The following is a 19,841-nucleotide window of genomic DNA, read 5'->3' as shown; positions in this document are numbered from 1 at the left end:
CGAGGTCATCGATGACTGAGCGTCAGCCCGCCGCAGGCAAGCGGGAGAAGGACCGGCCGTGGCTCATGCGCACGTACGCCGGTCACTCCACGGCCGAGGCGTCCAACGAGCTGTACCGGCGCAACCTCGCCAAGGGTCAGACCGGCCTGTCGGTCGCGTTCGACCTGCCCACGCAGACCGGCTACGACTCCGACCACATCCTCGCCCGCGGCGAGGTCGGCCGGGTCGGCGTGCCGATCGCGCACCTCGGTGACATGCGCCGGCTGTTCCAGGACATCCCCCTGGAGCAGATGAACACCTCGATGACGATCAACGCCACCGCCATGTGGCTGCTGGCGCTCTACCAGGTCGTCGCGGAGGAGCAGGGCGCCGACATCACCCAGCTCCAGGGGACGACCCAGAACGACATCGTCAAGGAGTACCTGTCCCGGGGCACGCACGTGTTCCCGCCGGTGCCGAGCCTGCGCCTGACGACCGACATGATCTGCTACACGGTCAACAACATCCCCAAGTGGAACCCCATCAACATCTGCAGCTACCACCTGCAGGAGGCCGGGGCCACACCGGTGCAGGAGATCGCCTACGCGATGTCCACCGCGATCGCCGTGCTGGACGCGGTCTTCGCGTCCGGTCAGATCCCCGAGGACCGCAAGGGCGATGTCGTCGCCCGCATCTCGTTCTTCGTCAACGCGGGTGTGCGGTTCATCGAGGAGATGTGCAAAATGCGGGCGTTCTCCCGCATCTGGGACCAGATCACCCGCGAGCGCTACGGCATCGACGACCCCAAGCAGCGCCGCTTCCGCTACGGCGTCCAGGTCAACTCCCTGGGCCTGACGGAGGCGCAGCCGGAGAACAACGTCCAGCGGATCGTGCTGGAGATGCTCGCCGTCACCCTCTCCAAGGACGCACGCGCGCGTGCCGTGCAGCTGCCCGCCTGGAACGAGGCCCTGGGGCTGCCCCGCCCCTGGGACCAGCAGTGGTCGCTGCGCATCCAGCAGGTGCTGGCGCACGAGAGCGACCTGCTGGAGTACGAGGACATCTTCGAGGGCTCCAAGGTGATCGAGACCAAGGTCGCGGCGCTGGTCGAGGAGTCCCTCGCGGAGATCGACCGGATCCAGGAGATGGGCGGCGCGATGGCCGCCGTCGAGTCCGGCTACCTCAAGTCGCAGCTGGTCTCCTCGCATGCCGAGCGCAGGGCTCGTATCGAGTCCGGCCAGGAGAAGATCATCGGCGTCAACATCTTCGAGACGACCGAGCCGAACCCCCTGACCGCCGACCTCGACACGGCCATCCAGACCGTCGACCCGGCCGTCGAGGCCCGGGTCGTCGCCTCGCTGCAGAACTGGCGCGACACCCGCTACCAGCCGCCCTTCAACCACCCGCGCCCCTGCAAGGCGCTGGAGAAGCTGAAGGAGGCCGCCAAGGGCACGGCCAACCTCATGGAGGCCACCCTGGAGTGCGCCCGCGCCGGCGTCACGACCGGCGAGTGGGCCGGCGCGCTGCGCGAGGTGTTCGGCGAGTTCCGCGCCCCGACGGGCGTCTCGTCGGCGCCGGTGGCGGTGCCGGCCGAGGAGGGCTCGGCGATGAGCGAGGTGCGCGCCAGGGTCGACCGCACGGCCCGGGACATGGGCGTCGGCAAGCTGCGCTTCCTGGTCGGCAAGCCGGGCCTGGACGGCCACTCCAACGGCGCCGAGCAGATCGCCGTACGCGCGCGTGACGCCGGCTTCGAGGTGGTCTACCAGGGCATCCGGCTCACCCCCGAGGAGATCGTGGACGCGGCTCTGGAGGAGGACGTGCACGCCGTGGGCCTGTCCATCCTCTCCGGCTCGCACGCGCAGCTGGTGCCCGACGTCCTCGAACGGCTGCGTGTGGCCGGTGCCACAGACATCCCGGTGATCGCCGGTGGCATCATCCCGAATGGAGACGCCGAACAGCTCAGGGCTGCCGGCGTGGCCGCGGTCTTCACCCCGAAGGACTTCGACATCACCGGAATCATCGGCCGCATCGTCGACGAGATCCGGAAAGCGAACAAGCTCGACCCCCTGGAGGTCCCCGCATGACCACGCCCGCCAACCGTCTGCGTCCGCGGCGTTCCTGTCTCGCCGTGCCCGGGAGCAACCCGCGCTTCCTGGAGAAGGCGCAGGGCCTCCCCGCCGACCAGGTCTTCCTCGACCTGGAGGACGCGTGCGCGCCGCTCGCCAAGCCCGAGGCGCGGCACACCATCGTCAAGTTCCTCAACGAGGGCGACTGGACGGGCAAGACCAGGGTCGTGCGCGTCAACGACTGGACGACCGAGTGGACGTACCGCGACGTCGTCACGGTCGTCGAGGGCGCGGGGCCCAACCTCGACTGCATCATGCTGCCGAAGGTGCAGAACGCGCAGCAGGTCGTCGCGCTGGACCTGCTGCTGACGCAGATCGAGAAGACCATGGGCTTCGAGGTCGGCCGGATCGGCATCGAGGCGCAGATCGAGAACGCGCAGGGCCTGAACAACGTCAACGAGATCGCGCAGGCCTCCCCGCGCATCGAGACGATCATCTTCGGCCCGGCCGACTTCATGGCGTCGATCAACATGAAGTCGCTGGTCGTGGGCGAGCAGCCGCCCGGCTACCCGGCGGACGCCTACCACTACATCCTGATGAAGATCCTGATGGCCGCCCGCGCCAACGACCTCCAGGCGATCGACGGCCCCTACCTCCAGATCCGCAACGTCGACGGCTACCGCGAGGTCGCCCAGCGCGCCGCCGCGCTCGGCTTCGACGGCAAGTGGGTGCTGCACCCGGGCCAGGTCGAGGCGTCCAACGAGATCTTCTCGCCCTCCCAGGAGGACTACGACCACGCCGAGCTGATCCTGGACGCGTACGACTACTACACGTCCGAGGCGGGCGGCAAGAAGGGCTCCGCGATGCTCGGCGACGAGATGATCGACGAGGCCAGCCGCAAGATGGCCCTGGTCGTCTCCGGCAAGGGGCGCGCCGCCGGCATGAAGCGCACCAGCACGTTCGAGATTCCGGAGGCGTGAGCGCGATGCAGTTCGGGCGCACCTACGAGGAGTTCGAGGTCGGGGCGGTCTACAAGCACTGGCCCGGGAAGACGGTCACCGAGTACGACGACCACCTCTTCTGCCTCCTCACCATGAACCACCACCCGCTCCACATGGACGCCAACTACGCGGAGCAGACGACCGACTTCGGCAAGAACGTCGTGGTCGGCAACTACATCTACTCCCTCCTGCTCGGCATGTCCGTGCCGGACGTCTCCGGCAAGGCGATCGCCAACCTGGAGATCGAGTCGCTGAAGCACGTGGCGCCGACCTTCCACGGCGACACGCTCTACGGCCAGACGACCGTGCTCGACAAGTGGCCGTCGAAGTCGAAGAACGACCGCGGGATCGTGTACGTCGAGACCAAGGGCTACAAGCAGGACGGCACGCTGGTGTGCGTGTTCCGCCGCAAGGTGCTGGTGCCGACCGAGACGTACATCAAGGAGCGCGGCGGCGAGCAGCCGGGCCGCCCCGAGCTCAAGGAACAGGGGAAGTAGTCATGGCGCGACTCGCCCAGACCGCCGGTCTGACGGACATCCAGCAGGAGATCCTGTCCACCGTCCGCGACTTCGTGGACAAGGAGATCATCCCGGTCGCCACCGAGCTGGAGCACCGCGACGAGTATCCGCAGCAGATCGTCGACGGCCTCAAGGAGCTGGGCCTGTTCGGCCTGATGATCCCCGAGGAGTACGGCGGTCTGGGCGAGTCGCTCCTGACGTACGCCCTCTGCGTCGAGGAGATCGCCCGCGGCTGGATGTCGGTGTCCGGCATCATCAACACGCACTTCATCGTCGCGTACATGCTCAAGCAGCACGGCACGCAGGAGCAGAAGGACCACTTCCTGCCGAGGATGGCGCTCGGCGACGTCCGGGGCGCGTTCTCGATGTCGGAGCCGGCGCTGGGATCCGACGTCTCGGCGATCACGTCCAGGGCGGTCAAGGACGGCGAGGAGTACGTCCTCAACGGTCAGAAGATGTGGCTGACGAACGGCGGCACGTCGTCTCTCGTGGCCGTCCTGGTGCGAAGTGACGAAGGACACCCCGAGGGCACGGCCCCGCACAAGTCGATGACGACCTTCCTGATCGAGAAGGAGCCCGGCTTCGGCGAGGTCCGTCCGGGCCTCACGATCCCCGGCAAGATCGACAAGATGGGCTACAAGGGCGTCGACACCACCGAGATGATCATGGACGGTCTGCGGCTTCCCGCCGACCGCGTGCTCGGCGGGGTCACCGGCCGAGGTTTTTACCAAATGATGGACGGCGTCGAGGTGGGTCGCGTCAATGTCGCGGCACGTGGCTGCGGCGTCGCTCAGCGCGCCTTCGAACTCGGCGTCCGGTACGCCCAGCAGCGTCACACTTTCGGCAAGCCGATCGCCCAGCACCAGGCGATCCAGTTCAAGCTGGCCGAGATGGCTACCAAGGTCGAGGCCGCCCATGCGATGATGGTGAACGCGGCACGCAAAAAGGACTCCGGCGAACGAAACGACCTTGAGGCAGGGATGGCGAAGTATCTCGCCTCCGAATACTGCAAGGAGGTCGTGGAGGACGCCTTCCGGATCCACGGCGGCTACGGCTTCTCCAAGGAGTATGAGATCGAGCGCCTCTACCGCGAGGCCCCGATGCTCCTGATCGGTGAAGGCACGGCCGAGATCCAGAAAATGATCATCGGGCGTCGACTGCTCGAAGAGTATCGGTTCCAGGGCTAGATGTCCGGGTTGGGGGTGTTTTCTTCGAGAAGAAGATCACACCCCGTCAACTCTCCTCAGCCGTCGACTCGTCTTCCTGGCTTACCCAGTTGCGGCCCCGAACCGCTACGATCGCGGAAAGCCGCCGTCCCCCTGTCGAAGCGCGGCATCATCCGCTACGAAGGTCATCCATGCCCCACAGCCAAACCTCTGCACATCGCGACAGCCTGGCCGGCGTTCGCCTCGCGCGCGGAGCATCGCCGTGGCTTCTGCCGACTGTCGCCACCGCAGCCGTCAGCCTTCTGCGCGCCCGCCGCTCGGGCGCAGCGAAGGCCGTCGCCGTGCCCGCCACCGCTCTCGCGGCGGGCATGCTGTGGTTCTTCCGCGACCCCGAGCGCGAGATCGCCACGGGCCGGGTCATCTCCCCCGCCGACGGCGTGGTGCAGAGCATCATGCCGTGGAAGGACGGACGCACCCGGGTCGCGATCTTCATGAGCCCGCTGAACGTCCATGTCAACCGCGCCCCGCTGGCCGGCACGGTGACCTCGGTCGAGCACATCCCGGGTGGGTTCGTTCCGGCGTTCAACAAGGAGAGCGAGAACAACGAGCGCGTGGTCTGGCACTTCGACACCGAGCTCGGTGACATCGAGATGATCCAGATCGCCGGCGCCGTCGCCCGCCGTATCGTCCCCTACCTCCCCGAGGGCACGAAGGTCGAGCAGGGCGAGCGGATCGGCCTGATCCGCTTCGGCTCCCGCGTCGACGTCTACCTGCCCGAGGGCGTGGACGTCGCCGTCGAGGTCGGGCAGAAGACCGTGGCGGGGGTGACTCGCATTGACCGTGATTGACCCGGAGACCCAGGCGGGCTGGGTGCCCGAGGCCGACGAGGTGGACGAAGAGGAGGAGATGCCCCTCTCTCTCCGCCTGTCGATAGCGGACACCCTGACCCTCGGCAACGCCACCTGCGGCTTCATGGCGGTGTACTTCACCACCACCGGCATCCTGATCCCGCACCTCACCGGCAGCCAGGAATCCGGCATGGCCCGCCACAGCGCGGCCACCGCCGTCATCCTGATGCTCTGCGCCGCGGTCTTCGACCTCTTCGACGGTCTGGTGGCCCGCAAACTGCGCAGCTCGCCGATGGGCGCGGAGCTCGACAACCTCTCCGACCTGATCAGCTTCGGCCTCGCCCCGGCGTACTTCGTCCTGGTCTACGGCATGGTCGCCGACGACGCGCACCAGCGGGTGGCGGCGGTCGGCGCGATCGTGGTCCTGCTGGCCGTGGTGCTGCGACTGGCGAGATTCTCCTGTGTGACGGTGAAGGACGGCACGTTCCAGGGCATGCCCTCGCCGTTCGGCGCGCTGACCGTGGTCTCGATCGTCCTGCTGGAGCTGCCCTTCGTGGCGACGCTCATGGCGATCCTGGGCACCGCCTGGCTGATGGTGAGCCGGGTGGAGTACCCCAAGCCGCGAGGCCGCCTCGCCGGCGCGATGCTCTCCTGGATCGTGCTGTCGATGGGCCTGCTGGCCGCCTGGGCGTTCGACGCCCCCAGCGGCATGCTCCTGCTCCAGACGGGCTGCGCGCTCCAGCTGGTCATGGGCGCGGTCATCCCCCTGTTCGCCACGGCCCGCCGGGTGAACAACTTCCGCGACAACCGCCGCGAAGCACGAGCGGCGCAGCTGCCGTAGCGGCGACCACGGCTGTCGTACGACAGCGGTTCTACGACGGTGAAGGGCCCCGAACCAGTACGGTTCGGGGCCCTTCCGGTTGTCCGGGGGTCCGCTTGTCCGGGGCTGCGGCAGCGGGCCTCACGTCAGGAAGTCGCGTCCGATGTGCTCCGCGACCCGCTCCAGGATCGGGCCCGCGTCCGAGATGCAGGTCGCCAGGTCCGGCTCGACGTCCGTCAGCGGGTACGCCCGCCGGATCCCCGCCTGGCCCAGCGCCGCCGGCGGCAGCGCGAGCCGGCCGCAGACGGCGACGACCTCCTTGCCGGCCGCCCGGGCGGCGGCGGCGACGCCCGCGGGCGCCTTGCCGTGCAGGGTCTGCTCGTCCAGCGACCCCTCACCGGTGATCACCAGCTCCGCCCGCTCCAGCGCCGGCCCAAAACCCAGCACGTCGAGCATCACCTCGATGCCGGCGCGGAAGCGGGCGCCGAGCAGCAGCGCGCCGTACCCGATGCCGCCGGCCGCGCCCGCGCCCGGCGCGAGCGCGTACTCCGCCGCCTTCGAGCCGACCGCCGTCTCCAGCACCTTCGTGTAGTGCGCGAGGGCCGCGTCCAGCGCCTCGACGTCGTCCGGCGAAGCGCCCTTCTGCGGCCCGTACACGGCCGGGGCGCCCTTCGGTCCGGTCAGCGGGTTGTCGACGTCGCTGGCCAGCACCAGCTCCACGTCCGCGAACCGCGGGTCGAGGCCCGACAGATCCGCGCGCGCCAGGTCCTCGAGGCCGCCGCCGCCCGGCGCGACCGGCTCGCCGTCCTCGTCGAGGAAGCGGGCGCCCAGCGCGGACAGCATGCCCGCGCCCCCGTCCGTGGTCGCGCTGCCGCCGACCCCGAACACGATCCTGCGCACCCCCGCGTCCAGCGCGGCCCGCAGCAGCTCGCCGGAGCCGTACGTGGACGCCGTGAGCGGTGCGAAGACGCCCTTGGGCAGTCGCTGCAGCCCGCTCGCCTCCGCCATCTCCACCACGGCGGTGTCGCCGCGCACCGCGAAGGCGGCGGTGACCTCGTGCCCGAGGGGCCCGGCGACCCGGACCTCCCGGCGTTCGAACCCGGCCGCGACCGCCGCGTCGACCGTGCCGTCGCCGCCGTCGGCGACGGGCAGCGACTCCACCTCGACGTCCGGCACGGCCCGGCGCAGCCCCGCCGTCACCCGCTCGGCGACCTGTACGGCCGTCAGCGAGCCCTTGAACTTGTCCGCGGCCACAAGCACCCGTCGGGTGCCCTGCGCTGCAGCGTCCGCCACTTGCATCCCCTTGCTCTCCAGGCCCCCACGCACGTCAGGGCCAGTCGCGCCGCAGCGACCTTAACCGCCGGACGCCCCCGCCGTCATGCGATGACCGCACCCTGGAACAAGCCTGGGCGCCGCCTGTGCAGACGGATCAAGCAGACGGGCGCTCGCGCGGCCCCCATGGATACGCTGCGAGCGTGACTACTTCGAGTACGACCGACTTCGCCGCCTACGTCGCCTCCCTGCCCCGCGTCCTGGCCGGCGCCGCCGCGATCTTCCGGGACGGCGCGGGGCGGGTGCTGCTCGTGGAGCCCAACTACCGGGAGGGCTGGGCGCTTCCCGGCGGCACGATCGAGTCCGACGACGGCGAGACCCCGCGCCAGGGCGCCCGGCGCGAGACGCTCGAGGAGATCGGCCTCGACCGTGAACTCGGCCGACTGCTCGCGGTGGACTGGGCGCGCGGCCCGGGCCGGCCGCCGCTGGTGGCGTACGTGTACGACGGCGGGGTCCTCGCCGACGACGACCTCAAGGCGATCCGCCTGCAGGAGGAGGAGCTGCTGTCCTGGCGTCTGGTCCCGCGCGAGGAGATCACCGACTACCTGTTGGGCTCCCTGGGCCGCCGCGTCCTGGCCGCCCTGGACGCCCTGGCCGACGGCACGGGTACGGTCGAGCTGGAGAACGGCGAGCGGGCGGTCTGAGGACTCCCCGAGCGGGCGGTCCGAGGACTCCCTCCTGTACCCGCCCCGCTTTTATCCGTTCGCCCCGAGAAGTCGGGCGACCTACGCTCGGCCCATGACCAAGCCCCTCGTCGCCCTGCTCAGCGGCGCCGGCGTCTCGACCGACTCCGGCATCCCCGACTACCGCGGTCCGGGCGGGCTGTGGCGGAAGGATCCGGAGGCGCAGAAGCTCGTCACGTACGAGTACTACATGAACGACCCGGAGATCCGGCGGCGGTCCTGGCAGATGCGGCGCAAGAACCGCACCCTCAAGGCGGAGCCGAACGCGGCGCACCGGGCCGTGGCCGAGCTGGAGCGGTCCGGGGCGCCGGTGCGGGTCATCACGCAGAATGTGGACGGGCTGCACCAGCTCGCCGGGCTGCCCGCCCGCAAGGTGCTCGAACTGCACGGCACCGCACGGAGTTTCGTGTGCACGAAGTGCCATGCGCGCGGCCCGATGGAGGACGCGCTGGCGCGGGTCGAGGCCGGTGAGGACGACCCGCCGTGCCTGCGGTGCGGCGGGATCCTGAAGTCGGCCACGGTGATGTTCGGCGAGCGGCTCGACCCGGTGGTGCTGGGCGAGGCGGTCGCGATCACCAAGGCGTGCCAGGTGTTCTTCGCCGTCGGCACCACCCTCCAGGTCCAGCCCGCCGCGGGGCTGGCCGGCGTCGCCGCCGACCACGGGGCCCGCCTCGTCATCGTCAACGCCGAGCCGACGCCGTACGACGAGATCGCCGACGAGGTCGTGCGGGAGCCGATCGGGACGGCGTTGCCGAGGCTGCTGCGGGAGTTGGGCGACGCAGGCTAGGGACGCAGGCTGGAGACAGGGGCTGGGAACGGGCTAGAACAGGGGCTGGAACAGGGCCGTTCCGCTCTCGAAGTCCAGCAGGCGCTGCTTGCGGTCCAGGCCGCCGCCGTAGCCGGTGAGGCTGCCGTTCGCGCCGACCACGCGGTGGCAGGGGACGACGATGCCGACGGGGTTCCTGCCGTTGGCGAGGCCCACCGCGCGGGAGGCGGCCGGATTGCCGAGGGCTTCGGCGAGTTCGCCGTAGCTGCGGGTCTCGCCGTACGGGATCCTCTTCAGTTCGTTCCAGACGGTCTGCTGGAACGGGGTGCCGTGCAGGCGGAGTTCGAGGGTGAACTCCTTCAACTCCCCGGAGAAATAGGCCTCCAGTTGTTCCTCGGTCGCGGCGAAGAGGGTGTCGTCGCGGGGGCCGAAGCTCTCCTCGGGCGGGCGGTGGCGCTGTTCGGTCATATAGAGGCCGCACAGGACGCCGTCGTCGGCGACGAGGGTGAGGGGTCCGTAGGGGCTGTCGACGACGGTGTGCTGCTTCATGGAGCGTCCTTGAACGTGCTCAGGCGGGAAGGAAGTTGATCGGGTGGCTGTCGGTCGCCCAGAGATACTGCACGGCGTACGCCCGCCAGGGGCGCCAGGCCGCCGCGCGGGCGGTGAGCGCCGCCGGGGTGGAGGGCAGGCCCAGCTCCTGGGCCGCGCGCCGGATTCCGAGGTCGGTGGGCAGGAAGGCGTCGGGGTCGCCGAGGGCGCGCATCGCGATGACGTCGACGGTCCAGGGGCCGAATCCGGGGAGGGCGAGGAGCTGGTCGCGCGCCTGTGACCAGTCGCTGTCCGCACCCAGGTGCAGGGTGCCGTCCGCGAGTCGGGCGACCAGGGTGGTGAAGGTGGTCCGGCGGGTGCGGGGCATGGCCAGGGAGTCGGGATCGACTCCGGCGAGCGCCTGCGGGGTCGGGAAGAGATGGGTGAGGCCGCCCTCCGGGTCGTCGACCGGGTCGCCGTACGCGGTGACCAGACGGGCCGCGTGGGTGCGCGCGGCCGCTGTGGAGACCTGCTGGCCGAGCACGGCCCGTACGGCGAACTCCGCCTCGTCGACCGTGCGGGGCACCCGGCGACCGGGAGCCTTGTCCACCAGGGGCGCGAGCAGCGGGTCCGTGCGCAGCTGGTCGTCGACGGCGACCGGGTCGGCGTCCAGGTCGAGCATCCGGCGGCAGCGGCTGATGGCGACGGTGAGATCGCGCAGGTCGCTGAGGGTGAGCCGGCAGCCGATGTGGTCGGGGTTCGGGGTGAGCGCCACGACGCCGTGCCCGTACGGCAGCCGCAGCGTGCGCCGGAACGCGCCGTCCCGCCACTCCTCCACGCCCGGCACACCGGTCGCGGAGAGGTGGCCGAACAGGTTGTCGGGGTTGAGCGGGGCGCGGAACGGCAGCCTCAGCTGGAGGGCGCCCGGCGTGGCCGGGGCGTTCTTCTGGGGGACGCGGGCGCGCAGTTCGCTCGGGGAGAGCGCGAAGACCTCGCGCACGGTGTCGTTGAAGGTGCGGACGGAGGCGAAGCCGGCGGCGAACGTCACGTCCGCCATGGGCAGTTCGGTCGTCTCGATGAGGAGGCGGGCGGTCTGGGCGCGCTGGGCACGGGCCAACGCGAGGGGTCCTGCGCCGAGTTCGGCGAGGAGTTGGCGTTCGACCTGGCGGGTGCTGTAGCCGAGGCGGGCGGCGAGGCCGGGGACGCCGTCGCGGTCGACGACGCCGTCGGCGATCAGCCGCATGGCGCGGGCGACCAGGTCGGCGCGCTGGTTCCACTCCGGGGAGCCCGGGGTGGTGTCCGGTCGGCAGCGCTTGCACGCGCGGAAGCCGGCCTGCTGGCAGGCGGCGGCGCTCGGGTGGAACACCATGTTCGCCGGCTTGGGCGGCACGACCGGACAGCTGGGCCGGCAGTAGATGCCGGTGGTCAGGACCGCTGTGAAGAACCAGCCGTCGAAGCGCGCGTCCTTGGACTGCACGGCGCGCACACAGCGCTCACGGTCGGTGTACATCCCGTTCTGCATGCGTCCAGCATCGGCCACCGGCCCGACCCGGCGCTGGCGAGAATCCGACATCGACCTCGTGTGTCCAGCGGCCTCACCAGTCCCGGCAGCCCCAGACCGAGCCCCGGCCCACCCCTTGTCCGCCCGCCGCCCCTACTGCCTGCCCGCCATCTCCTGCCGGGTCGCCAGCGACCAGATCACGAACACGTCGATGCCCATCAGCGTGATCGGCCACACCGGTCCGTAGGGCAGGAACAGGAACTGGGCGACCAGGCTGAGCGCGGCGAGGAAGATGCCGACGAAGCGGGCCCAGGTCGCGTCCCTGAGGAGGGCGGCGCCGGTCACGGCCAGCAGGACGCCCAGGACGAGGTGGATCCAGCCCCAGCCGGTGAGGCTCATCTTGTAGACGTAGTCGCCGACGCGTGTGTAGACGTCGTCCCGGGCGATGGCCGCGATGCCCTGCAGGACGCCGAGGACGCCGCTGCACAGCATCAGGACGCCGGCGAAGGCGACGCCGCCGGAGACCCAGCTGTCGCGGGTGGAGTGCTTGCCCGGGCCGCCGGGCGGGGTGGACCAGGCGGCGCCGATCTCGCCGTGCGGGTTGCCGGTGGGGGTGTTGGGGTGGGAGGTCATGAGGGGACGTCCTTTCCGTTTCCGGGCCCTTCGCCGGATTCGACGGATTCGGCCGATGCGAGAGAGTCACGGGAGTCGCGGGAGTCGGCGGATTCGAAGGCCAGGAAGTCGACGACGCTCAGTGCGAAGAGCAGGGCGAGGGCGAGGCCGACGACGACCCAGCCGGTCGGGTACGACCACAGGAGATAGGCCAGGACGGCCGCCGCGGCCAGGATCCAGACGACCCAGGTGCGGTAGCGGCGCAGGAACGGGCCGACGGGGCCGGTGCGCAGCCCGGCGTGGTCGGCGGTCGTGCGGACCGCGCCGAGCCCCTCGTGCCACAGGCGCCGGACGAGGGCGGCATGGCGGCCCGGTCCGGTCAGCCAGGCGGCGAGGGCGATGACGAGCCCGAGGGCGGCCACCACGCGCACGCCGGTGCGCAGGAAGCGGGTCATGGTGTCGTAGACGGAGCCGGCGGCGGGCTGGGAGACGCTCGCCGGGAGGGCGTCGAGGTAGACGACGCGGAAGACGGTCAGGGCGACGCCCAGGAGGAGCGTGGCGAAGGCGAAGCAGAGAGCGGAGACGATCAGGACGCGCCGGCGGTGCGTGGAGAGCAGGATGCCGGCGGCGACCAGCACGACCGCCACGACCGGCACCCACACGCCGGCCAGTTCCAGCAGCCGGAAGTAGGTCTTGACCTTGCCGATGTCGTCGGACCTGACGACCGTGAAGTCGGTGTGGATCTCGGGGATCTTCCCCGCGACCGTCATGCCGGAGTCGACCAGCCGTTGCTTGACCTGGTCGACGACCGGGGCGAGGTCCACGTTCACCGTGTCGTTCTCGATCTTCACCGCGCCGCCGCCGCTGCCCGTGAGGGCCTTGTCGACGGCGCTGTGGATCCTGCGGTTGGCGTCGGTCCAGATCTTCTCGAAGGCGTCGGAGGCCACGACCGCCTGCGCCTTGTCGTGCACGAAACTGCGGACGGCGCCTTCCAGGGAGGGGCCGAGCCGGCCGAGGGCCTTTTCCAGCAGGGGGCGCTGGGCGGGGATCGCGTCCTGGAGGAGCGCGGTGAGGTCGAGGCGCTCCATCAGGGCGTTCGTGACACGGTTCGCGGCCGCGTTCTGGATGTCCTCGTCGGAGGCGAGCGGGCGGACCGTGTCGACGTAGCGGCCGGTGTCGCCCACGATGCTCGAGGTCCAGGCCGCCACCACCCCCAGGGGGGCCAGGACGCAGCCGAGGACGATGAGGACGACCGCGAGGACGGAGCGGATCCGGTGGTGAGAGGGGCGGCCGGGGGCGCGCTGCGCCTCCAGCGCCGCGATGCGAGCTCTCAGTGCTTCCAGCTCAGCGTCGGCGGCGCCACCTCTGTCCGGCATGGAGAGCTCCCTCGTCCGTCGCTCGGGTCCTGTGGCTGCTGCCAGCAGACCCTGTGCGTACGGCGGGGGCGAGTGCGGCGGGGCCGTCCGGGTGAACGGCCCCGCCGGGAGCGTCGGGGCGCCTCACATGTTGATCATGTGGCCCGCGAGGCCGTGCACGGCTTCCTTGACGGCCTCGCCCAGGGTGGGGTGGGCGTGGACGTTGCGGGCGACCTCGTGGACGGTGAGGTCCCACTGCTGGGCCAGGGTCAGCTCGGGGAGCAGCTCGGTGACCTCCGGGCCGATGAGGTGTCCGCCGATGAGCTCGCCGTGCCGGGCGTCGCTGATCAGCTTCACGAAGCCGGTCGGGTCGCCCAGGCCGTGGGCCTTCGCGTTCGCGGTGAACGGGAACTTGGCGACCTTGACGTCGTAGCCGAGTTCGCGGGCCTGGGCCTCGGTGTAGCCGAAGCTGGCGATCTGGGGCTGGCAGTAGGTGGCGCGCGGGATCATCGCATAGTCGAGTTCCATGGTCTCGGCGTCGGCGAGGGTCTCGGCGGCGATCACGCCCATCGCCTCGGCGGTGTGCGCGAGCATCAGCTTCGCGGTGACGTCGCCGATGGCGTAGAGGTGCGGGACGGAGGTGCGGCAGCGGCCGTCGACGTCGATCGCGCCGCGGTCGGTGACCTTCACGCCGGTGTTCTCCAGGCCGTAGCCGGTGACGTTCGGGGCGAAGCCGATGGCCTGGAGAACCTTGTCAGCCTCCAGGACCTGCTGGGCGCCGTCCTTGCCGGTGACGGTGACGCGGACCTGCGGGCCGGACTCGTCGATGGACTCCACGCGGGTGGAGGTGAGCACGTCGATGCCCAGCTTGCGGTACTGCTTGGCGAGTTCGGCGGAGACCTCGGCGTCCTCCAGCGGGGCGACGCGGTCCAGGAACTCGACGATCGTGACCTTCACACCGTAGTTGTGCAGCACGTAGGCGAACTCGATGCCGATCGCGCCGGCGCCCGCGATCACGACGGACTGCGGGAGGTCCTCGGCGAGGATCTGCTCCTCGTAGGTCACCACGCGGGAGGTGCGCTTGGTGCCGGGCAGCAGCTTCGGGGTGGCGCCGGTGGCGATGATGCAGTGGTCGAAGCCTAGGGTGCGGGTCTCGCCGTCGTAGCCGGTCACCTGCAGGGTGTGGTCGTCGACGAACGTGCCGCGGCCGTCGAACTCGGTGATCTTGTTCTTCTTCATCAGGTAGTGGACGCCCTTGACGCGGCCGTCGGCGACCTTGCGGCTACGGCGGTAGGCCTCGCCGTAGTCGAAGGAGACCTGTCCGTCCACCTTGATGCCGAAGGTCTTCGCCTCATGGGTGAAGATGTGCGCGAGTTCGGCGTTGCGCAGCAGGGCCTTGGTGGGAATGCAGCCCACGTTCAGACAGACGCCGCCCCAGTACTTCTCCTCGACGACGGCGACGCGCTTGCCCAGCTGGGCGGCCCGGACCGCGGCGACATAGCCGCCGGGGCCGGCGCCGAGGACCACGACGTCGAAGCGTTCGTCCTGCTCGACCATGGGAGGGTTCCCTCTTCCGTTTGCGTGCGGTGCGTTATGCGGTTACGCGAGGGATTCTTCCGCTCTCCTCCGCTCACCGCCACAGTGATCAACGGGAGGGGCGGGCCCGCGCCTCCGGGCCTGCGTCCGGCGCCGGGCTGAGCAGGCGGGTCGCGCTCACCGTGAATCCGACGGTGGCGCCGCCGCCCGGGCGTGGGCCCGCGAAGGCGACGCCGCCGTGGGTCTCGGCGACGTCACGGACGATGGCGAGGCCGAGCCCCGAGCCGGGCAGGGCGCGGGCCGCGTCGGACCGGTAGAAACGATCGAAAACGCGTTCTGCGTCGACGTCGGCGATGCCGGGGCCCCGGTCGGAGACGGCGACGTCGCCGCGGCGGATCCGCACCTCGACGGGCTCGTCGCCCGGGTCGAACTTGGCAGCGTTCTCCAGCAGGTTGCCGACGGCCCGCTCCAGCGCGTGACGGCGACCGCGTACGACGCTGTCGTCGGCGTCGAGACGCACGAGGCGGCCGGTGCGGCGGTGGACGCGCCGGGCGGCCCGGCGAGCCGTCTCGGCCAGCCCGACCGGCTCCTCCGGCTCGTCGCGCCCCTGCGCGAGGGCCAGTTCGACGAGTTCGTCGACGAGATGGCCGAGCTCGCGCGTCTCGCCCTCGACGTCGGCCAGCAGCCGGTCGCGGGCGTCCGGGGAGAGCTCGCCGAGGTGACGCAGGACGCCTGCGTTGGCGAGGAGGCTGGTCAGCGGGGTGCGCAACTCGTGCGCGGCGTCCTGGACGAGACGTTCCTGCGCCTGCCGGGCTGCGGCCAGCCGGTCGAGCATCCGGCCGAAGGAGGCGGTCAGACGCCTGACTTCGTCCCGGGCGCCGGTGCCGGGGCCGACGCCTGTGCCTGTGCCTGTGCCAGTTCCGACACCGGTGCGGGTGCCGGTGCCGGTGCCGGTGCGGGTGCCGGTGCCGGCGGCAGGCGCCTTGTCGAAGCCGCTTCCCCACCCCTCCGCGTGCCCGTTCTCGCTGACCTCCTCCGCGGCCCGGGCCAGCCGTTCCAGCCGCCGGGTGATACGGCCCGCCAGCAGCCGCCCCGCGCCGGCCGCGGCGAGCATGACGGCCAGGCTCGCGCCCGCGATCTCGCGCGCCAGGCCCCCGAGCACGTGGTGCGTCTGGTCGACCGCCACCGCCACCTGAAGGGCGCCGCGGTCGCCGCCGAGGGCGGTGACAAGGCGGCGGTAGGTGTGGCCGGCCACGTCGATCTCGGCGAGGTCGGAGGCGCCGGGCGCGCCGTCGGTGGCCAGGGCGCGGGCGGTGTCCGTCACGGGGAGGGACACCGCCGGACCGGCGAGCCGGGCGGTCGTGCCGTCGGGGGCGACGGTCTGCACGAGGGTCTGCCGGTCGCCCTCGTCGCCGGGACCGGGCCGGTCGGGGCCCGGGTAGAGGTCCGGGCCCCGGGTCACCGCGTCGGACACCGCCTGCGCCTGGTCCCGGGCCTGGGCGAAGGCCACCGTGGACGAGCGCAGCGAGCGGTCGATCTCGGCGAGGACGCGGTCGGAGGCGGCGCGGTAGCCGAGCACGCCGACCGCGACCGCCACCAGGGCGCCGATCGCGGCGAAGGCCAGGGCGAAACGGGACCGCAGGCTCATGGGCGGCGCACCGCGTAGCCGACGCCGCGGACGGTGTGGATGAGGTCGGGCGCGCCGGCGTCGGCGAGCTTGCGTCGCAGATAACCGACGTATCCCGCGAGGTTCCTGGCGTCCACGCCCGCCTCGGGGCCCCACACCTCGCCGTAGAGCGTGGCGTGGTCCAGGACGAGTCCTTCGTTGCGCACCAACAGCTCCAGCAGGTCGAACTCCGTTTTGGACAGGTGCAGTTCCTCGTCGGCCCACCAGACGCGCCGGGCGGCGGGGGCGATGCGCAGGGATGCGGTGCGCAGGAACGCGGTGCGCAGCATCCGGGCCGGGATCGACTCGCTCTTCTCTGTTGCCGTATCTGTTCCCGTGCCTGTTCCCGGTCCTGTTCCCGTCTCCGGCGACCAGCTGGTTCTGCGCAGCAACGCCCTTAATCGGGCCAGTAGTTCGGGTATCTCGAAGGGCTTGGACAGATAGTCGTCGGCGCCCGCGTCCAGGCCGTTGATCCGGTCCGGGACGCCGGCGCGCGCGGTGAGCATCAGCACCGGGGTGCGGTCGCCGCCGGCGCGCAGGACGCGGCAGACGGCCACACCGTCGATGTGGGGCATCATCACGTCCACCACCAGCGCGCTGAAGGAGTCCCCACGGGTTCTGGTCAGCGCCTCCACCCCGTCGGCGGCGGTGACCACGTCGTACCCGGCCAACTCCAGTGCGCGGCCCAGGGATTCACGGACCGCCCGGTCGTCGTCGACGACGAGGACGCGGTCCGTCGGTTCGTTCGCCATGGTTCCTCCAGCCTCCCGCTCACCACAGGTCTCCTTTCTTACCCGACTCCCGACCGGCTCCCGCCTGGCTCTGAGACGGTCCGACCACCATGGCAGGCCGGTACAACCTCCTCCACACCCCCCACAGGAGACCCATGCGTCCCGCCCGTCCCAAGTCCGCCGCCAGACTGGTCCGGCCCGCCGTCGCCCTCGCCGTGTGCGTGGCGCTCGGCGTCACCGGCTGCACGGCACTCGGCTCGGCCTCCTCGTCCGCCGGGCTCTCGCTCCCGGCGAAGCAGCCGATCCCGGCGTCCGCGCACCGCACCGGCGCCGACGGCGCGAACACCGCGCAGGTCGTGGCCGCCGCGAACGCCTTCCTCGCAACACTGTCCGAGGAACAGAAGGACACCGCTCTCTACGACTTCGACGACCCGGCGAAGAAGACCGGCTGGTCGAACTTCCCGACGCCCGTCGTCGTCCGCAACGGTCTGAAACTGGGCGACCTCACCGACGAGCAGGAGGCCGCGGCCCTGAAGGTCATGGAGGCCGCGCTCAGCAGGAAGGGCTACGAGGAGCTCGTCGAGATCCGCAAGGCCGACGACTACCTCGCCTCGCTCCCGGACACCGGCGGCTCCAACGGGCCGACCGCGAGCCCGACCGCCGACCCGAGCACCACCCCCACAGCCACCCCGACCGGCACCCCGACCGGAGGTCCCGGTGGCGGCCGTCCCCCCGGCGGAGGCGGCGGCGCCAACTTCGGCTCCGAGTGGTACTACATCTCGTTCTTCGGACAGCCCAGCAGGACAGGCGAGTTCACCGTGCAGTACGGCGGCCACCACGCCGCCTACAACCTCACCTACGCCGGCGGCAGCGTGAGCATCTCCCCCACCCTCACCGCCGTGGAACCGATGGAGTTCGACTGGGAAGACCTCTACTACGCCCCGCTGGAGGACAAGCGGACCTCCACGATCGCCGCGATCCAGTCCCTCACCGCCGACGAACTGACCGCCGCCGAGATCGACGGCAGCTTCGACGACCTCTACCTCGGTCCGGGCCACGACGGCCCCTTCCCCACCGAGCCCGAGGGCGTCCTGGTCAGCAGCCTCACCAAGAAGCAGCGGGCCAAGGTCACCGCGATGCTGAAGGCGTGGGTGGACGACCTGGACGAGCGGGCGGCGGCGCGACTGCTGGCCAAGTACGTCTCCGAGTACGACGAGACGTACATCGGCTGGAGCGGCGGGACCACCCTGGACAACAACCAGACCTATGTGCGGCTTGACGGACCGTCGGCGTGGGTGGAGTTCTCCAACCAGCCCGGCGCCTCGACCGACGGGATCCACCAGCACACCATCTTCCGGGACGAGACCGCCGACTACGGCTGGGAATGACGGAGCGGGACAAGAAGCCGTGCGCCGACTCCTTCCCGTCCTGCTGCTCGCGGCGCTGATGCTGGTCGGCGGCCCCGTGCCGTCGGCCGGCGCCCACCCGATGAGCACCTCCGCCGTCCTCCTCGACATCGGCGCGGACCGGGTCGAGGGCGAGGTCCAGCTCCCCCTCGACCGGCTGGCGATCGCCGTGCACCGCGACCTGACCGCGTCCGGCGTCCTGGGCGCCGACCGGGCGTTCCTGACGTCGTACGTGGCCGAGCACATCGGCGCGTCCGGCGACGACGGCACGCCCTGGACCGTGACGCTCGGCGCGCCCGCCGTCCGCACGATCGACGCGAGCGCGCATCTGGTCTACCCGCTGACGATCCGCCCGCCCGCCGACGGGAACGTCACGGACTTCCGGCTGCGCTACGACGTCATCGTCGAGGAGCTCCTCACCCACCAGGTCATCGCCACGGTCCGCTACGACTTCGACCGGGGGATCCTCAAGACCGACGACGCCGAGACGCTCGGGGTGTTCGACTGGGACACCAAGAGCCTGACGGTGCCCGCGGGCGAGGGCTCCTGGCTGCGCGGGTTCGCGGCCACCGCGGCCCTCGGCGCCCGGCATGTCGGCGAGGGCGCCGACCATCTGCTGTTCCTGCTCATGCTGCTCGTTCCGGCGCCCCTGATCGCGGCGGGCGGCCGGTGGCGGACGGCGGCCCCCTCGCCGGGACGCAGCGTCTGGCGGGTGGTGCACGTCGTCACCGCTTTCGCCGTCGGCCACTCCCTCACCCTGGCCCTCGCCGCCTCCGGGGTGATCGACCTGCCGTCCCGCCCGGTGGAAACCCTGATCGCGCTGTCGATCGCGGTGTCCGCGGTGCACGCGCTGCGCCCGCTGGTGGCGCGCGGCGAGGTGCTGATCGCCGCGGGGTTCGGGCTGGTCCACGGGCTGGCGTTCGCCTCCCTGATCGGGGACCTGGGCCTCGACCGGGGTTCGCTGGTGACGACCCTGCTGGGCTTCAACCTGGGCATCGAGCTGACCCAGTTGCTGGTCGTGGCGCTGGTGATGCCCTCGCTGCTGGTGCTGGCCCGGACGGCCGTGTACCCGGTGTTCCGGATCGGGCTTGCGGTGGTGGGCCTGGCGTTCTCGGTGTCCTGGATGCTGGAACGTTCGACGCTGACGTCCTCCGACCCCTTCGAGGGCGTGCAGACCTGGCTGGTGGGCCATCCGCTGCCGGTCGCGGCGACGGTGGCGGCAGCGGCGGTCGCGGCCCGGTTGCTGGCGCCGGTGGGACCACCGGCGGGCGAACCAGTGGGCACGGCCGCCCGAAGGTGACCGCGCCCACCGCGTAACACCGGGTGGCAC

Annotated in this window: 18 protein-coding genes; 10 read left to right on the top strand and 8 right to left on the bottom strand. The window is 71.1% G+C overall.

Features of this window, described 5'->3' with window-relative positions:
- The first annotated feature begins 11 nt into the window (after positions 1–11).
- From OG562_RS35390 to pssA, 6 genes are all read left to right on the top strand, one after another.
- Positions 12–2,060 carry a protein meaA gene (locus tag OG562_RS35390; protein ID WP_266405412.1) on the top strand — a complete coding sequence of 683 codons (2,049 nt, stop codon included), beginning with the start codon at positions 12–14 and terminating at the stop codon, positions 2,058–2,060.
- Positions 2,057–3,022, top strand: coding sequence for a CoA ester lyase (locus OG562_RS35385; protein WP_266405410.1), 966 nt, complete (start codon positions 2,057–2,059; stop codon positions 3,020–3,022). The genes OG562_RS35390 and OG562_RS35385 overlap by 4 nt, the downstream gene beginning before the upstream one ends.
- A 5-nt stretch (positions 3,023–3,027) precedes the next feature.
- Entirely contained in the window at positions 3,028–3,540 is a 513-nt protein-coding gene (locus OG562_RS35380) for a MaoC family dehydratase (protein ID WP_266409691.1), read from the top strand.
- A 2-nt stretch (positions 3,541–3,542) separates the two neighbouring features.
- Entirely contained in the window at positions 3,543–4,748 is a 1,206-nt protein-coding gene (locus OG562_RS35375) for an acyl-CoA dehydrogenase family protein (protein ID WP_266405408.1), read from the top strand.
- Positions 4,749–4,918: 170 nt separating this feature from the next.
- Positions 4,919–5,575, top strand: coding sequence for a phosphatidylserine decarboxylase (locus tag OG562_RS35370; protein ID WP_266405406.1), 657 nt, complete (start codon positions 4,919–4,921; stop codon positions 5,573–5,575).
- Between the two features lie 22 nt (positions 5,576–5,597).
- Complete coding sequence (gene pssA / locus OG562_RS35365) at positions 5,598–6,416, top strand: CDP-diacylglycerol--serine O-phosphatidyltransferase (RefSeq protein WP_266409689.1); 819 nt, start codon at positions 5,598–5,600, stop codon at positions 6,414–6,416.
- 120 nt (positions 6,417–6,536) lie between these two features.
- Here pssA and OG562_RS35360 read toward each other — a convergent pair whose 3' ends face one another.
- Positions 6,537–7,655, bottom strand: coding sequence for a glycerate kinase (locus OG562_RS35360; RefSeq protein WP_266409688.1), 1,119 nt, complete (start codon positions 7,653–7,655; stop codon positions 6,537–6,539).
- Positions 7,656–7,870: 215 nt separating this feature from the next.
- On the opposite strand from OG562_RS35360, the gene OG562_RS35355 reads away from it, so the two are divergent.
- Both OG562_RS35355 and OG562_RS35350 read left to right on the top strand, forming a co-directional pair.
- The gene (locus tag OG562_RS35355; protein WP_266405404.1) at positions 7,871–8,371 is read left to right on the top strand and encodes an NUDIX hydrolase; all 501 of its coding nucleotides are present in this window, start codon (positions 7,871–7,873) and stop codon (positions 8,369–8,371) included.
- Positions 8,372–8,465: 94 nt separating this feature from the next.
- On the top strand, positions 8,466–9,197 hold the full coding sequence (locus OG562_RS35350) for a Sir2 family NAD-dependent protein deacetylase (protein WP_266405402.1): 732 nt from the start codon (positions 8,466–8,468) through the stop codon (positions 9,195–9,197).
- A gap of 33 nt (positions 9,198–9,230) precedes the next feature.
- Here the strand turns inward: OG562_RS35350 and OG562_RS35345 are convergent, their stop codons facing one another.
- From OG562_RS35345 to OG562_RS35315, 7 genes are all read right to left on the bottom strand, one after another.
- Complete coding sequence (locus OG562_RS35345; RefSeq protein WP_266405400.1) at positions 9,231–9,725, bottom strand: methylated-DNA--[protein]-cysteine S-methyltransferase; 495 nt, start codon at positions 9,723–9,725, stop codon at positions 9,231–9,233.
- A gap of 19 nt (positions 9,726–9,744) precedes the next feature.
- Entirely contained in the window at positions 9,745–11,214 is a 1,470-nt protein-coding gene (locus OG562_RS35340) for an AlkA N-terminal domain-containing protein (RefSeq protein WP_266409687.1), read from the bottom strand.
- Between the two features lie 144 nt (positions 11,215–11,358).
- Positions 11,359–11,838: a hypothetical protein gene (locus OG562_RS35335; RefSeq protein ID WP_266405399.1), complete on the bottom strand. Its 480-nt coding sequence runs from the start codon at positions 11,836–11,838 to the stop codon at positions 11,359–11,361.
- Positions 11,835–13,193, bottom strand: a complete 1,359-nt coding sequence (locus OG562_RS35330) for a hypothetical protein (RefSeq protein WP_266405397.1) — start codon at positions 13,191–13,193, stop codon at positions 11,835–11,837. The genes OG562_RS35335 and OG562_RS35330 overlap by 4 nt, the downstream gene beginning before the upstream one ends.
- A gap of 123 nt (positions 13,194–13,316) precedes the next feature.
- Positions 13,317–14,729 carry a dihydrolipoyl dehydrogenase gene (gene lpdA, locus OG562_RS35325; RefSeq protein WP_266405395.1) on the bottom strand — a complete coding sequence of 471 codons (1,413 nt, stop codon included), beginning with the start codon at positions 14,727–14,729 and terminating at the stop codon, positions 13,317–13,319.
- Between the two features lie 88 nt (positions 14,730–14,817).
- Positions 14,818–16,356 carry a HAMP domain-containing sensor histidine kinase gene (locus tag OG562_RS35320; RefSeq protein WP_266405393.1) on the bottom strand — a complete coding sequence of 513 codons (1,539 nt, stop codon included), beginning with the start codon at positions 16,354–16,356 and terminating at the stop codon, positions 14,818–14,820.
- On the bottom strand, positions 16,353–17,126 hold the full coding sequence (locus OG562_RS35315) for a response regulator transcription factor (protein ID WP_266405392.1): 774 nt from the start codon (positions 17,124–17,126) through the stop codon (positions 16,353–16,355). The genes OG562_RS35320 and OG562_RS35315 overlap by 4 nt, the downstream gene beginning before the upstream one ends.
- A 134-nt stretch (positions 17,127–17,260) precedes the next feature.
- Between OG562_RS35315 and OG562_RS35310 the strand changes: the two genes are divergently transcribed.
- The gene (locus tag OG562_RS35310; RefSeq protein ID WP_266405390.1) at positions 17,261–18,493 is read left to right on the top strand and encodes a DUF3500 domain-containing protein; all 1,233 of its coding nucleotides are present in this window, start codon (positions 17,261–17,263) and stop codon (positions 18,491–18,493) included.
- 19 nt (positions 18,494–18,512) lie between these two features.
- Complete coding sequence (locus tag OG562_RS35305; protein ID WP_266405388.1) at positions 18,513–19,811, top strand: HupE/UreJ family protein; 1,299 nt, start codon at positions 18,513–18,515, stop codon at positions 19,809–19,811.
- Positions 19,812–19,841 lie beyond the last annotated feature (30 nt).

This window comes from Streptomyces sp. NBC_01275, from assembly GCF_026340655.1.
Taxonomy (GTDB): domain Bacteria; phylum Actinomycetota; class Actinomycetes; order Streptomycetales; family Streptomycetaceae; genus Streptomyces.
The sequence above is the reverse complement of the archived record's forward strand: the minus strand, read 5'-3'. Positions and strand labels throughout refer to the sequence as shown.